At 46.8% G+C, this 15,925-nt stretch carries 11 protein-coding genes; 9 read left to right on the top strand and 2 right to left on the bottom strand.

Features of this window, described 5'->3' with window-relative positions; all coding sequences use genetic code 11:
* The first annotated feature begins 806 nt into the window (after window positions 1-806).
* Both nagA (Q5076_RS11205) and nagA (Q5076_RS11200) read left to right on the top strand, forming a co-directional pair.
* On the top strand, window positions 807-1,973 hold the full coding sequence (gene nagA, locus Q5076_RS11205) for an N-acetylglucosamine-6-phosphate deacetylase (RefSeq protein ID WP_303013262.1): 1,167 nt from the start codon (window positions 807-809) through the stop codon (window positions 1,971-1,973).
* Between the two features lie 20 nt (window positions 1,974-1,993).
* The gene (gene nagA, locus Q5076_RS11200; RefSeq protein WP_303013259.1) at window positions 1,994-3,166 is read left to right on the top strand and encodes an N-acetylglucosamine-6-phosphate deacetylase; all 1,173 of its coding nucleotides are present in this window, start codon (window positions 1,994-1,996) and stop codon (window positions 3,164-3,166) included.
* Between the two features lie 140 nt (window positions 3,167-3,306).
* Here nagA (Q5076_RS11200) and Q5076_RS11195 read toward each other — a convergent pair whose 3' ends face one another.
* Window positions 3,307-3,672, bottom strand: a complete 366-nt coding sequence (locus tag Q5076_RS11195) for a co-chaperone YbbN (protein ID WP_303013253.1) — start codon at window positions 3,670-3,672, stop codon at window positions 3,307-3,309.
* 262 nt (window positions 3,673-3,934) lie between these two features.
* Here Q5076_RS11195 and Q5076_RS11190 point away from each other — a divergent pair, with 262 nt between their 5' ends.
* The 7 genes from Q5076_RS11190 (at window position 3,935) to Q5076_RS11160 (ending at window position 13,687) form a co-directional block, all read left to right on the top strand.
* The gene (locus Q5076_RS11190) at window positions 3,935-5,224 is read left to right on the top strand and encodes a TolC family protein (protein ID WP_303013252.1); all 1,290 of its coding nucleotides are present in this window, start codon (window positions 3,935-3,937) and stop codon (window positions 5,222-5,224) included.
* A 7-nt stretch (window positions 5,225-5,231) separates the two neighbouring features.
* Window positions 5,232-6,314: an efflux RND transporter periplasmic adaptor subunit gene (locus tag Q5076_RS11185; protein WP_303013250.1), complete on the top strand. Its 1,083-nt coding sequence runs from the start codon at window positions 5,232-5,234 to the stop codon at window positions 6,312-6,314.
* A gap of 56 nt (window positions 6,315-6,370) precedes the next feature.
* Entirely contained in the window at window positions 6,371-9,175 is a 2,805-nt protein-coding gene (locus tag Q5076_RS11180; RefSeq protein WP_303013249.1) for an efflux RND transporter permease subunit, read from the top strand.
* Window positions 9,060-9,470 carry an efflux RND transporter permease subunit gene (locus tag Q5076_RS11175; protein ID WP_303013246.1) on the top strand — a complete coding sequence of 137 codons (411 nt, stop codon included), beginning with the start codon at window positions 9,060-9,062 and terminating at the stop codon, window positions 9,468-9,470. The genes Q5076_RS11180 and Q5076_RS11175 overlap by 116 nt, the downstream gene beginning before the upstream one ends.
* Before the next feature lie 44 nt (window positions 9,471-9,514).
* Complete coding sequence (locus Q5076_RS11170; protein WP_303013243.1) at window positions 9,515-10,198, top strand: response regulator transcription factor; 684 nt, start codon at window positions 9,515-9,517, stop codon at window positions 10,196-10,198.
* Between the two features lie 8 nt (window positions 10,199-10,206).
* A complete protein-coding gene (locus tag Q5076_RS11165; RefSeq protein WP_303013241.1) occupies window positions 10,207-11,559 on the top strand; it encodes a HAMP domain-containing sensor histidine kinase in 1,353 nt (450 codons plus the stop codon).
* A 118-nt stretch (window positions 11,560-11,677) separates the two neighbouring features.
* On the top strand, window positions 11,678-13,687 hold the full coding sequence (locus Q5076_RS11160; RefSeq protein WP_303013239.1) for a glycoside hydrolase family 97 protein: 2,010 nt from the start codon (window positions 11,678-11,680) through the stop codon (window positions 13,685-13,687).
* Between the two features lie 365 nt (window positions 13,688-14,052).
* Here Q5076_RS11160 and Q5076_RS11155 read toward each other — a convergent pair whose 3' ends face one another.
* On the bottom strand, window positions 14,053-15,717 hold the full coding sequence (locus tag Q5076_RS11155) for a long-chain fatty acid--CoA ligase (RefSeq protein ID WP_303013236.1): 1,665 nt from the start codon (window positions 15,715-15,717) through the stop codon (window positions 14,053-14,055).
* Window positions 15,718-15,925 lie beyond the last annotated feature (208 nt).

Raw genomic sequence — 15,925 nt, 5'->3', positions numbered from 1 at the left:
AGAGCATAACCTTGCCAAGGTTAGGGTCGCGAGTTCGAGTCTCGTTTTCCGCTCGAAAAGTGAAAAGGCTGTCTCAATTTTTATTTTGAGACAGCCTTTTTTGTATTTGTTCCCTTTCGGAAAAATAAGGGCGGGGCCAGAACGAGTCGCCCGTGAACCGGTTCACCCATGAAACTTTATAGGGCTGTGCATATATTTTCGTTAACGGGTCAACGAAAATCTGCGGGATTCTTACTTTATGCATCAATTTTAGTTAGCCTAAATAAAAAGATTTTCGGGTCAATGCAAAAATATGGCAATGCAAAAACGGGTCAACGTAAAAATAGAACAACGTAAATACTTATCTTGGTTGTATAAAGGAAATCAATCTCTCCGCAGGGCAATCCGATTGTTTTGACTAGTCCTTGAGCTTTTGGTAAGTCATGGGTACATTCTCATTTTTATTTGTAAACGGTAGACGTAGCCGGATAAGGCGGCCGATGACCGATAAGCAAACAATACCGGATAAGCTGCCGATAATCGGATAAAACGACGGTTGCCGGATGAACAGACATTTATTGAATTAGAATAATAATTACCGGATAAAATAAACAGTTGCCGCGTAGGACAAACAATAACCGGATTAAATTTGTCGGTATAAAATGCTTCTTTGTCCCGATATTGGATTTTATTGGAGTTTTACCGGACGTTTTTGTCAATAGATTGGATGGAAAAACGTACCTTTGCAAAGTAGAAATCAATGGACTTCCCCCAAAAAGAGTGGCATTGGTTTACATGGACCTATAATTAATTTAATTACTGATGATATGTTAACACAAATCGTTAATGCACGCATCCTGACGCCTCAGGGTTGGCTCAAGGATGGGTCGGTTCTTATTCGTGACAATAAAATTCTGGAAGTAACCAATTGTGACCTTGCAATTATCGGGGCAAAACTTATTGACGCCAAAGGGATGTATATCGTTCCGGGAGGAGTGGAGATACATGTTCACGGCGGAGGCGGAAGAGATTTTATGGAGGGGACGGAAGAGGCTTTCCGCACGGCAATCGACGCTCATATCCAACATGGCACTACCAGTATCTTTCCTACGCTTTCATCTTCTACCATTCCTATGATTCGTGCCGCCGCGGAAACTACCGAGAAATTGATGGCGGAACCGGACAGTCCTGTATTGGGGCTTCATCTGGAGGGGCATTATTTCAATATGGCAATGGCGGGAGGACAGATTCCGGAGAATATAAAAGACCCGGACCCCGAAGAATATATTCCTTTACTGGAAGAGACTCATTGCATCAAACGCTGGGATGCCGCGCCGGAACTTCCGGGGGCGATGCAGTTCGGCAAGTATATTACGGCAAAGGGAATCTTGGCTTCTGTGGGGCATACGCAAGCGGAGTTTGAGGACATACAGACGGCTTATGAGGCCGGATATACGCATGCCACTCATTTTTATAATGCGATGCCGGGATTCCATAAAAGGAGGGAATACAAGTATGAAGGCACGGTGGAGAGTATTTACCTGATTGACGATATGACGGTGGAAGTCGTGGCTGACGGGATTCATGTGCCTCCTACGATTCTGCGCCTTGTCTATAAGATAAAAGGAGTGGAGCGCACTTGTCTGATAACGGATGCGCTGGCTTGCGCCGCCAGTGACAGCCAGGTGGCTTTTGACCCGCGCGTGATTATCGAGGACGGGGTATGTAAGCTGGCAGACCATTCCGCACTGGCGGGAAGCATAGCGACTATGGACCGCTTGATTCGCACAATGGTGCAGAAAGCTGAGATTCCTCTGGAAGATGCCGTAAGGATGGCGTCGGAAACTCCTGCACGCATTATGGGAGTGCTTGACCGTAAAGGAACGCTGGAACGGGGTAAGGATGCCGATATCATCGCCTTGGACAAGGAATTGAATGTGAGGGCCGTATGGGCGATGGGGAAATTGGTGGAAGGCACTAATAAATTGTTTTAACTCTGTAATTAAGGAAGACTATGTTAACTCAGATAATCAACGGTAGAATACTTACGCCTCAGGGGTGGTTGAAGGATGGTTCGGTACTGATTTGTGACGGTAAAATATTGGAAGTGACTAACAGTGATTTGGCGGTGATAGGTGCAACGGTCGTGGATGCCCGCGGCATGACGATTGTGCCGGGTTTTGTCAGCATGCATGCGCACGGAGGCGGAGGGCATGACTTCACCGAGGCTACGGAAGAGGCGTTCCGTACGGCGGTTACCGCGCATTTGAAGCATGGCGCTACGAGCATGTTTCCTACTTTATCGTCTACTTCGTTCGAGAAGATTTATCAGGCTGTCGATGTTTGCGAGCAGTTGATGAAGGAAGAGGATTCTTCTATTCTCGGCTTGCATCTGGAGGGGCCTTATCTGAACCCGAAGATGGCAGGCAGCCAGTATGACGGTTTTCTGAAAACTCCGGATGCGGAGGAATATGTTCCGCTGCTGGAACGCACATCTTGTATCAAGCGCTGGGATATCAGTCCTGAATTGGACGGCGCGCATGATTTTGCGAAATATACCCGTTCGAAAGGGATTATGACAGCCGTCACGCATACGGAGGCTGAATATGATGAGATAAAGGCGGCGTACGCGGTCGGATTTTCGCATGCGGCCCATTTCTACAATGCGATGCCCGGTTTTCATAAGCGCCGTGAATATAAATACGAGGGCACTGTAGAGAGTGTGTATCTGACGGACGGAATGACCGTAGAGGTCATTGCAGACGGCATTCACTTGCCCGCTACCATTTTGAAACTGGTTTATAAGCTGAAAGGGGTGGAGAATACCTGTCTGGTGACTGATGCATTGGCATACGCCGCTTATGAAGGGAATGAACCGATTGACCCGCGTTATATTATTGAGGACGGGGTTTGCAAGATGGCAGACCATTCCGCATTGGCGGGAAGCCTGGCTACGATGGACGTATTGGTGCGTACCATGGTGAAGAAGGCGAATATTCCTTTGGAGGATGCTGTACGGATGGCGTCGGAGACTCCTGCCCGTCTGATTGGCGTGGACGGACGGAAGGGTACGTTGTCGAAAGGGAAGGATGCCGATATCGTGATATTGGACAAGGAGTTGAATGTGCGTTGCGTATGGTCGATGGGAAGGATTGTTCCCGGAACGGATAATTTATTGCACAAATAGCCGTCCGGCGTTTCGAATACATAAAGAGGCTGTCTCATATTGAAGTGCACCCTGGAAGTTTTTTGTCTGACTTTTAGGGTGCACTTCATTTTCTGTTCGGGGCAGCCTCTTTTTTGAGTGATGGTAGTAAAGTGTTTGTTTTATCGGGAGAATAAAGTCGTTTCAATCAGTTCTTTCAACTGCATTTTATTCATCGTGCCCAGTTTCATTGTGGGCATGCCGCTGCCGGCGGGGCAAAGCAGTAGGTTCGGGATGGTACGGATGTTGAATGCGCTTTCCAATTCCGGCTCTTGGTCTACGTCTACTTTATAGATATCCAGTTTTCCGGCGTATTCTTCCGCCAGTTGGTCGAGTATGGGCGACAGGGCTTTGCAATAGCCGCACCAAGGGGCATGAAAGTCTATCAAACAAGGTTTGTCACCTTTAAAATCCCATTGTGCCGGGTAGGTCCGGTAGTCCGCTACTTTTTCAACAAAGCTGTCTTTTGTCAGGTCTATTATTCCCATATTTTCTTATTTTGAGTGTTAATACTTTCTTTTGTTTACAAAGGTAGGGATGTTTACGGAAGAATGTGATGGCTATTTTTCCTGTTGTATTTACAATACTTCCTTTTTTGTCGTTTGGGGGAAGGTATCGGGGAAAGGGCGGGCTTTGCCCGGCGGGTATTCTAATCTATTTCTAATCTGGTTATAATGTTCATTTAATCTACTTCCAATCAGCTTTTAATCTTTATACAATACCTTTGCAGCGTCACTAAATGAATGTTATATGAGGATATATTTCTTGTTTATATTTCTGTTTTCCAGTGTTTTGCCGATGTATTCCCAGGAGCCGGGCGAGCAGTGCCGGAAATTGACCGGGGAGGAGGTTGAGGCATTGTTTCTTAAAAATAATCTGGAGCTGATTGCGGAGAGATATCAGGTGGACATTGCTGATGCGGCAGTGGTGCAGGCGAAGTTGTGGGATAATCCGAGCTTGTCGGTGGGTAGCGTGAATCTGTGGAGTACGGATAAGCAACGTTCCGAGATTCGGGAGCTTGCTACGTCTTCGTTTGCCGGTAATACGCAGTTTAGCGTCGAGCTTGAGCAGTTGGTTCAGACTGCCGGTAAGAGGAGGAAGCTGGTACAGCGGGAAAAGGTCTCGAAAGAAATAGCTTTGCAGGAGTTTGAGGAGGTTTTGCGAGGACTTAAAGCGGAATTGAGGAAGTCGGTTTGTGAGGTCCGGTATTATCAGGCTTATTTGTCGGTGTTGTTGAAGCAGCGGCAGTCTGTCAGCCGGCTGATTGAATCGTACAGGAAGCAGGTGGAGCAGGCGAATATCGGAAAGAGCGAATTGTTGCGTCTGCAGTCGTCTCTTTTGGATTTGGAGAATGAAATAAACGGTGTCCGGATTGAGTGGGCGGAGCGGCAGAAAACGTTGAAGGTTCTTTTGAATACCGGGCCGGATGTCCGGATTGAGATAGAGGATGATTATGCACCCGGAAAGGCTCCTGAAAGCATGGTGCTTTCCGATTTGTTGCAGGCGGCTTATGAGTCCAGGCCTGACATGAAGCAACGGAGGTTGCAGAGCAAGTATTTCCGGAAGTCATTGGGGTATGAGAAGGCGTTGAGGATACCGGATGTCACTCTTGGGGCGAGTTACGACCGTTATGGAGGAATCTGGAAGAATTTCGTGGGGTTCGGTATCAGTGTCGATTTGCCGCTTTTTAACAGGAATCAGGGGAATATAAGGGCGGCGAAGTTGGGGATGGAGCAGAGCGGTTATCTGGAACGGTTGCAGCAAAATAGGATTCTCCATGAGGTTGTTACGGCTTATAACAGTTATGCGTGTACTTACGATTTCTATAAAAAGACTATGGGCAACAGTTTGCTTCCCGAATTGGACGCTATGCTGGATATATATACCCGGAACCTTCTGGACAGGAATATCAGCATGCTTGAATATGTGGATTTTATGGATACGTATAAGGTGAACAAGCAAATACTGCTTGAAACAAGGAAGAATGTGTCCGTGCAGTTTGAAGAATTGCAATATATAGTAGGAACCGATATAAAATAAGAGTAGAATGAACAGGTTGGTTTATTTAATGGGAATTGCCGGTATCGCTTCGCTGGTATCATGTTCGGGAGGAAGCGGGGAAAAGGAGACAGGCGGTTCGGGCGGGATAAGTTCGGAATGTGTGAAACAGGTGAGGACTGTCAAGGTTGAGTGGAAGGCTCTGGAGGGGGAGCTGACTTTGACGGGGAAGGTGGAGTATAATCCTGATAAGATTATCAGGTATGTGCCGCTGACAAGCGGCGTAATTGACCGGATTTATTTCTCTACCGGCGATAAGGTGCAGGAGGGGCAGGTTTTGTTCGATTTGCGGAGTACGGAGTTGAGCCGGTTGTCGGCTGAGGAGGTAAGCCTGGAATCCGAAGCGGGGATTGCGGAACGTGAGATGAAGACGGTCCGGTCGCTTTATGAGGATGACATGACTTCTGAAAAGGACTTGCTTGAGGCACGCGCTAAGCTGGACCAGGTGAACGCTTCGTTGAAACGTATCAGGACGGATATGTCTTTTTACAGGCATAATGCGGAGAAAGGGACTTTTTCGGTGATTGCTCCTATGAGCGGATATATCGTCGAACGTAACGTTTCGTCCGGCAGCACTGTTTCGAGCGGCGGGGAGCCTGTCTTTACCATTGCCGATTTGAGTACTGTTTGGATTATGGCGAATGTGTATGCCAAAGACCTTCTTTCGGTAAAGGAGGGGATGGAGGTGGAAATCGAGCTGCTTTCTTATCCTGACCGTGTGTTTAACGGGAAAATCAGCAAACTGTCTAATGTGTTTGATTCGGAAGAGCATACTCTGAAAGCGCGTATTCTGATGGATAACAGCGCGTTGCTGTTCAAACCGGAGATGTCGGCGGTAATCAGGCTAAAGAACAGGACTGCCCGGAAGATGCTTGCGGTTCCGTCGGAGGCTTTGATTTTTGACAATAATTGCCATTATGTCGTTGTCGGGAAATCCGATGATGATTACGAAATCCGCAAAGTGACGGTTGGCAGGCAGAATAATGGAGTTACGTATGTTCATTCCGGATTGAAGGAGGGAGAGGATATTCTGGTAAGAAACCAGTTGCTTGTTTATTCGCAACTTAAATGATTGGGGAGGAAATTTGAACTGAATAAACGTCGTCGTATAATCTGAAAACAATACTCATGCATAAATTCGTTGAAAAAATAATAGCGTTCTCATTGCAGAATCATGTCCTGATACTTTTCCTGACCGTAATTTTACTGGTGACGGGAATCGTATGTTTCAAGACTACGCCGATTGAGGCATATCCGGACGTAACCAATACGAGGGTGAAAATTATAGCGCAGTGGCCGGGAAGGAGCGCTGAAGAGGTGGAGAAGTTTATCACGTTGCCTGTCATGCAGCAGTTGAATACGATTCCCAGAAAGACTGACGTGCGTTCTACGTCATTGTTCGGTTTATCGGTGCTTACCGTGTTGTTTGAGGACGGGGTGGATGATTTTTATGCCCAACAGTATGCGTCGAACCGTATGCAGGACATTGATTTGCCGGAGGGGGCGGAGCTTTCGATTGAACCTCCTTCCGGGGCGACGGGCGAAATATTCCGCTATGTGTTGCGCAGTGACTTGCCGGTCCGGGAGGTTTCGGCGATAAACGAGTGGGTGATTCAGCGTGAATTGCTTTCCGTTCCGGGGGTTGCGACAATCGCTACTTTCGGGGGTGAGGAAAAGATTTATGAGATAAAGGTCAATCCTGCCGAACTGCAAAGTTACAACCTGTCGCCGTTGCAGGTGTATGAGGCTGTTTCGAACAGTAATATCAATGTGGGGGGCGATATGATTCAGAAAGGCAGCCAGGCTTATGTGGTGCGGGGGCTGGGGTTGTTGGAAAGCGTTGAGGACATTGAGAATATACTGATTGAGGTCAAAGGCAGTACTCCCATCCGCATCAAACAGGTTGCCGATGTCAGTATTTCGTCGAAACCGAGGCTGGGACAGGTGGGGTTGAATGACGAGGAGGATGTGGTTCAGGGGATTGTGATAATGTTGCGCGGGCAAAATCCGAGTGAGGTTATCCGTAACCTGAAGGCTAAGATTGAGGAACTCAACGAACATACTTTGCCTGGGAATATAAGGATAGAGCCGTTTATGGACCGTGAGAAACTGGTGAATAATACGCTCCATACCGTAATGAAAAATATGCTCGAAGGGATTTTGCTCGTTTCGTTCATTGTTTTCATTTTTCTTTATAACTGGCGTACTACGCTCATTGTCGCGTCGGTAATCCCGCTTTCTTTCTTGTTTGCCGTTATCATGTTGAAGATTCAGGGGTTGCCGATGAACCTGATATCGATGGGGGCTCTTGACTTCGGATTGTTGCTGGAAGGGACACTGGTGATTGTGGAGGCTGTCTATGTAGCCATGCAGAAGAAATCCCGGCAGTTGGGCGACGGGTTTGCATATATAAGTAAGGGCGGGCTGATTAAAAGGAGCGCGGGCAGCGTGGCGACTCATATTTTCTTTGCGCAAATCATTCTGGTGGTGGCGCTGATTCCTATTTTCTCATTTGAGAAGGTGGAGGGGAAGATGTTTAAACCGCTTGCTTTTACGTTGTCGTATGCATTGCTGGGGTCGCTTATCCTGTCTTTGACGTATGTGCCTGTAATGTGCAAGATGTTGTTGACGAAACCTATAAAGGCGTGGAAGAACCGTGTCAGCGATTTTTTCATTTCAAGAATCTATAATTTGTATAGCTTTTCTTCGCGTCACCGGAGAAGCGTTATCTTTTCATTTTTTATCCTTGTTGCGGTTTGCCTGGTCCGCATCTGTTTTTGGGGGACCGAGTTTATTCCGAGCATGAATGAGGGAGCGATTTACATCAGGGCGACTTTGCCCAACAGTATTAATCTTGAAGAATCTGTCCGGCTGACGAAGGAGATGAAGGAAAAGCTCCGGAAATTTGACGAGGTGGATTTTATTCTGACGCAGACCGGACGCCCTAATGACGGGACCGATGCTACGGGATTCTTTAATATTGAGTTTCATGTGGAGTTGAAACCGGAAGGCATGTGGAAAAGAAAGATTTCCAAGAAGGAAATCATCGGGGAGATGCAGGAGATGTTCGGCGTTTATCCGGGAATCATCTTTGCTTTCAGCCAGCCGATTCAGGACAATGTGGAGGAGTATGTGGCGGGTGTTAAAAGTTCGTTGGTTATAAAGATTTTCGGTGATGATTTATATCGCCTGGAGGAATTGGCGGACCGGACGGCGGAGGTAATCAGGGATGTCAGGGGGATAGAGGATGTCAATGTGTTCCGCAGCATAGGATTGCCGGAACTTCAGTTAAAGCTGGAGGAGTCGAAGATGGCGCGTTATGCCGTTTCCATGCAGGATGCGCAAGCGGTGGTGGAGATGGCGATAGGGGGAAAGGCGGCTACCAGCTTTTATGAGAATGAGCGTACTTTTGACGTGATTATCCGGTTTCAGAAGGAGGCCAGGGATAATGAAGAGAAAATCGGCAATATATTGATTCCTACGATGGACGGGAAGTATGTCCCGCTGAAGGAGATAGCGGATATTAAATTTATTACGGGTCCGGCTTTTATCTACCGGGAAGGAAGCAGCCGGTATGTGAGTGTGGGGTTCAGCATCCGTGGCCGTGACTTGGGGTCTACGATTGCCGAGGCGCAACGGAAGGTGGGCGAGAATGTAAAGCTGGAGGCGAAGAACAGGATGGTATGGGCCGGTGAATTCGAGAGCCAGCAACGTGCGACGAGGAATCTGATGGTGATTATTCCCGCTGTCCTGGCGCTCATCCTGTTTCTTCTTTATCTGCATTTCAGCACGGTCAAGGATACGTTGATTGCTTCATGTGCGATGCTTTTTCGCTTTTGTCGGAGGGTTTATATCCCTGTGGGTAACCGGGACGGTTTTCGGCATCTCGGCGGGAATCGGATTCATTATCCTTCTGGGAATCGTTTCGATTGACAGTATTTTGCTTATTACTTTGATGAAAGAGTATTTTCTGCAGACGCGCAATATCGGTCTTTCTATAGGAAAGGCTGTGCGGCGCCGCATCCGCCCTGTATTGATGATTGCGCTGATGGGGTCATTCGGGCTTTTGCCGGCGGCTCTTTCCAACGGAATGGGGGCGGAGGTGCAGAAGTCGTTTGCCATTATGATTGTGGGCGGGATACCGGTTTGCATGATTTTATCGTTTACCGTGCTTCCACAAATATTTTATTTGGCTTACAGGAAAGATAAACTGTTGATAAATAGGTGAAATAGTTATATCTTTGCTTTTAGGATTATAAGTTTATATTGTTTATGGAATTATTGTTGGTGGAGGATAATAGCCGTATCAGCGAGTTTATTGTAAAAGGGCTTGAGGAAAGCGGTTTTTCCGTTATTCTGGCGGAAAACGGCATACAGGCCCGGAAGCTTGTCCGGGAGAAGGAATGGGACTTGATACTTCTGGATATTATGTTGCCTGATATGGACGGCATCGAATTGTTGCAGTATATCCGCTATAAGAAAATACATACTCCGATACTTGTCATCAGCGCTTTGGGGGATGCCGAGGATAAGATAAAGGCTCTCGATTGCGGTGCTGACGGTTATTTGACCAAGCCGTTTCTTTTCAGGGAATTGCTGTCTCACATTAACGCCCTTACTCGTAGGGCTAGATTGAGTTATGATGGTTCTTCCGATGTCCTGGAATGTGCAGGCTTGAAAGTTTATCTGGGCAAGCAGAAGGTGGAGAGGAACGGGCAGGAGATAAAACTGACCTTGCAAGAGTTCAAGCTGCTTAAATTGCTGATGGAGAATCAGAATGTGGTGTTGTCGCGGACGGAAATCCTGAATACGGTGTGGGGAGTGAATTACGATACCAATACCAATGTGGTGGATGTGTATATTTCGTATTTGCGGAATAAGATAGATAGGGAGGGGTGCCCTAAGCTCATAAAGACATTGAAAGGGAGGGGATATATGATAGAGTCTGACAATTGATTCCGGTCATGAAAATAAAGAACCGTCTTAGCCTGTATTGCTCATTGATATACGGGATTGTTTTTGCCGTGACTTCCGTTCTTATTTACAGCTTGTATTATAAGAATACGGAGAAGGCCATTTTTAATAATCTGAATAAGGTGGCTTATATATCCGCCCTTTTTTATCTGGAGGAGGATGAACTGAATACTAAGGAGTTTGATAAGATAAGAAAGCGGTTTGACGAGGTTGTGTCCAATTCTTATTATCAGATTTATGATGAGGGCAACCGGATAGCTTACGGGTATAAGACTTTTGAAACGCCTGTTTCCGTATTGGACAGGATACGCAGTGTGAAGCAGTTGTCTTTCAGGGTAGATGATTTTCTGTGTTACGGGTTGTTTTATGAAGATAATCAGGGTGATTTTGTCGTTATCGCCAAAGAGAACAGGGCGGTCTTGGAAAGCCAGACGGGTTTGTTGCTGTGGATATTGATTCCTTTGTTTGTCCTTGGGGCGGTTGCCATTATCTTTTTGAGCAGGTGGGTCGCCAATATCGCATACCGGCCTTTCAGCGAAGCGGTAAAGGAGGTGAAAAACATATCTACCAATAATTTGAACGTGAGAATCAGGTGTCCGCAGACTGAAGATGAACTCCGGGAGCTTATTGATACTTTCAATGAGTTGTTGACTAAAATATCGAAGACGGTGATTATCCAGAAGAATTTCGTGAAGTATGTTTCCCATGAGTTTAAGACGCCGCTTGCTTCTATGGTAGGGAACCTGGATTTGTTCTCTTTAAAGGACCGGACGCCGGAGGAGTACCGGCGATTGTCGGAGATGCTTATACAGCAGATTTTTCAGATGGAGGAAATTTTGAATACGCTGATTATCATCTCTGAGCTCAAGACGGATGAGAGGGCTCTCACCCGGACTCGTGTGGACGAGTTGATTTGGGAAATAATCAATAAGATAAAAACCGTTTATCTTTCTTCGCAGATTTTGGTAAATATCGGTATAGCTCCGGAAGATGAGGCTTTGATGATGGTGAATGTGAACCGCACCGAATTATTGATTGCCTTGTATAATCTGATTGAAAATGCGGTTAAGTATTCCAAGGAGGACGGGAAGGTGGAGATTCATATTGCCAAGGAGGACGGGCAACTTTGCTTGTCGATTTCGGATACGGGAATAGGAATTCCGGAAGAGGAGTTACCGCTTATCAGCGAGCCGTTTTACCGTGCGGATAATGCGAACCGGAAACAGGGCAGCGGCATTGGGCTTTCTCTGGCTTTACGGATTTTCGAGAGGAATAAAATTGATTACAACATAGAGTCGGCGATTGATGCGGGGACTCGGATAACGGTTCGTTTCATTCAATGACAGGGCGTGTGTGACGATAGTCTGGCATTTGTTTTTTATTGCCGGGGAAAAGAAATGTGCCGCACAGCTAAGTATTTTTGCTTTATGAATTGTATTATATATAAACAGATATCATACTATGAAAGTAAAGCATTTAGTTGGAGCTTTTCTGTGCGCGCTGGGGTGTTATGCTTGTAGCAGCCCGAAAACAGAAGTTGAGTCGCCGGACGGTCGCATCAGGATGACGCTGACTGTGGATGAAAACGGTGTTCCGTTTTATAATGTATCGGTGGATGATTCGTTGCTGATAGAAAATTCAAGGATGGGATTTACGGAAGGGAATGGAGTTGTCCTGGGAGAAGGCTTCCGGATTGAGAACACGACTTTCGACAGTAAGGATGAGGTATGGACGCAGCCGTGGGGCGAGAACAAGACTAACCGGAATCATTATAATGAGATGGCCGTGTGCCTGACGAATGAGGACCGGGTGCAACTTACGCTTCGTTTCCGGGTATTTGATGACGGGGTGGGCTTTCGTTACGAGTATAATGTTCCTACGGTGGACTCTCTGATGATAACGGATGAGCTGACTGCTTTCTGTTTCCATCGGGACGGTACATCGTGGTCGATTCCCGCCAGTGCCGAGACGTACGAACTTCTTTATAAGCAACAGCCAATCTCGGAAGTGGAAACGGCTAATACTCCTTTCACGTTTAAGACTGCCGATGGCATTTACGGGAGTATTCACGAGGCTGCTCTCTACGATTTCTCTGAAATGACGTTGAAGCAGACGGGGAATTATACGTTGAAGGCGGAGCTGGCTCCGTGGCCTGACGGCATTAAAGTACGCAAGGGCAATCATTTCACGACTTCCTGGCGTACTATACAGATTGCTTCGGAAGCGGTCGGCCTGATTAATTCTTCTTTGATTCTGAATCTGAATGAGCCTTGCGCGCTGGAGACTACCGACTGGATTCGTCCGTTGAAATATGTCGGGGTGTGGTGGGGCATGCATCTCGGAGTGGAAACGTGGAAGATGGACGAACGTCATGGAGCTACTACGGCTAATGCCAAGAGGTATATTGATTTTGCCGCATCCAACCATATAGAAGCTGTCTTGTTTGAAGGCTGGAATGAAGGATGGGAGAGCTGGGGCGGTATACAGAATTTTGATTTTACGAAGCCTTATGCTGATTTTGATATTGATGAAATAGTGCGTTATGCTAAGGAGAAGGGAGTGGAAATCATAGGGCATCATGAGACAGGGGGGAATATTCCCAATTATGAACGCCAGATGGATAGTGCGATGCGGTGGTACACCGGACATGGCATTCATATCCTGAAAACCGGTTATGCAGGGGCTTTCCCGGACGGACTGTCACATCACGGACAGTATGGGGTCAACCATTATCAGAAGGTGGTGGAGACTGCTGCCCGTCATAAAATGACATTGGATGCGCATGAACCGATTAAAGATACCGGTATCCGTCGCACATGGCCTAACATGATGACACGTGAGGGAGCTAGGGGTATGGAATGGAATGCGTGGAGTGAGGGGAACCCGCCGTCCCATCATGTGGTTTTGCCGTTTACCCGTTTGCTGTCCGGACCGATGGATTATACTCCGGGTACTTTCGATATTTTGTTTTTAAAGACTAAGGATTCGCCCCGTCGCCGGAAGTGGAACGAGCAGGATAAGGGAAACAGCCGCGTAAATACTACTTTGGCGAAACAGATTGCCAACTGGGTAATTTTGTATTCTCCTTTACAGATGGCTTCCGATATGATTGAGCATTATGAGGGTCATCCCGCTTTCCAGTTCTTCCGTGATTTTGACCCGGATTGCGACGAGTCCGAAGCTCTGGCGGGAGAACCGGGGGAATTTGTCGCTATTGTGCGTAAGGCGAAAAACAATTATTTCCTGGGTGCGGCTACCAATGAGACGCCTCGCACATTGGAAATAAAACTGGATTTTCTGGAACCGGGAAAGCAATACAAGGCTGTTATTTATGCGGACGGAGAGAAAGCGGACTGGAAAACGAACCCGACTGATTATCAGATTACGGAACAAATCGTGACTTCTGAAAATACGCTGACTGTACGGATGGCGGCCGGAGGCGGACAGGCTGTTTCGTTCATGCAGCAATGATGCCTGGAATGAGATAAAACTGGCAGGAATAAAAAAATACTTCCATGAACAATAGCCGGGACTCGAATACGGGCAGAAAAAGGATGGAGGTTTTACAGAGGTTTGCAATCGGAGTGAGGCGGGAGTTTTTTTAGTGAGATGGGATGCGACGGCCTTACTCTTGATTTATGCGGGTTGAATTGTAATGGTTTCCTTGTTTCACTCTGTGTCATGATGCGGAGTGGAACAAGGAAATTTATTTTTTAGGGGGCAGTTTATGAGTTTCTCGGTTTCCGGAGTCTTTTTCTGTATTTGCCCGTTACTGTCCGCCGTTTTTAGAGCGGATGCTTTATTGCCGGCTTTTATTTTTTATCCGGATGTTTGTCTTATCCTTTTGCTTCCTGGTACATGAAGCGTTTGATTGATTTCTTGGCGGTTTTTTCAAACTCTTCGAAATGGATTTTGATTTTGCTGATTTGGCAGTAACCCGGAAGTTGCTGGTTTAACTCAACCCGGTTGGCTTCCATCACTTTCTGGATGTCCGTTTGCTGTAGTCCGTGGGCGAAGGCGTCATCGAAGTCCGGATAGATGAGCGCCACCAGTTTGTCATGCTGTAAAACAATCAGTGATTCCGCCACATACGGCATGTTGTTCAGCTTGCTTTCTATCTCTTCCGGGTAGATGTTTTGTCCGCTGGAGGTGAGAAGCATATTCTTGCTGCGTCCGCGGACGGTTACATAGCCTTCTTCGTCCATGACGCCGAGGTCGCCTGTATGCAGCCATCCGTTCACGTCGATAATTTGTGCGGTAGCTTCCGGATTTTTATAGTATCCCAGCATCATGTTTGTTCCTCTGCATATAATTTCTCCCGCATGGTTTCTGGGGTCCGGAGAGTCGATGCGCACTTCCATACGGGTAGCCGCTTTTCCGCAAGAGGCGAGTTTCAGCGTTTCCCAACGGCTGGAGCAGATGATTGGCCCGCATTCGGTCATGCCGTAGGCAATGGAATAGGGGAAGCCTATCTTTTTCAGGAAAGCCTCTACTTCTGCATTGAAGGGAGCTCCGCCGATAATGATTTCATCGAAGTTGCCGCCGAAGATTTCCATGGCCGCCTGGCGCGCCGAGGACTTGATTTTATCATTGATAATTGGCACTTTAAGTAATAGTTTGCCGATTTTGCTGTCTACCTTGGGCAGGATGTCTTTCTTTATAATTTTTTCTATAATCAGCGGCACGCAGGAAATTACTCTCGGTTTGATTTCCGAGAAAGACTGTGAAATGATTTTCGGAGACGGCATGCGCGTCAGGAAATAGATGTGTGCTCCTGCCGAGAATCCGTATAGGAAATCATACACCATGCCGAATACGTGTCCCATGGGAAGCATGGAAACAATGTGGTCGCCCGGACGGACGGGGAGCATTTCAAAACAGTACGCTACGTTGGACCAAATGCTGCGGTAGGGCAACATGACTCCTTTGGAATAGCCGGTGGTTCCGGATGTGTAGTTGATGATAGCCAGTTCTTCGGGCTTGTCTTTTCGGTAACAGATGTGTTCCGGACGGAAATTCCTGGGATAACGCTGTCCGTAGATTGCGTTCCGGTGTTCGAAAGCGTATGTCAGCTTCTCATTGCGCGATACCAGTGACGAGAAGTCATTAAGCAACGCGATGCCTTCCAGTAAAGGCATTGCATCTTCATTCAGGTTTTCCCATGCCTGGTCGCCGACAAAGAGTAGTTTCGCTTCGGAATGGTTGACGATATTGTGGATGTTGTCTGCCTTAAACTCATGTAAAATCGGAACAATGACGGCCCCGTAAGTGATGGTAGCCAGAAAAGTAACTGCCCAATGGGCGCTATTGCGTCCGCAAACTGCTATTTTGTCTCCGGGCCGGATGCCGGCGCTCTCCAGTACAATATGAAATTTAGCTATTTTGCGAGCCACGTCTTTATATTGGAGGGTGATTCCTTTATAGTCAGTTAAGGCATCTTTATCCCAGTTTTTGATAATGCTTTGTTCAATATAATCAATGAACTGATGTTCTTGTTTCATTCAGATTTTGCACATTTAGTTTAAAACTGCGCAAAATTAATACTTCATTAACATAAACCGAATTTTATATTCAAGTTTTACGGTTAATTAACGGGGTGAGTTTGAACAAACTTTTCACTTCTCTCACAGGTCACTTTTGTAAAGAGTGGTTCCGTCTATGTGTAAAATTGGAGGTGTGTCGAAATTCAATTTTAGAGGAAATGAACTT

The sequence above is a fragment of the uncultured Bacteroides sp. genome, from assembly GCF_958445495.1.
In the GTDB taxonomy this organism is placed as follows: domain Bacteria; phylum Bacteroidota; class Bacteroidia; order Bacteroidales; family Bacteroidaceae; genus Bacteroides.
The sequence above is the reverse complement of the archived record's forward strand: the minus strand, read 5'-3'. Positions and strand labels throughout refer to the sequence as shown.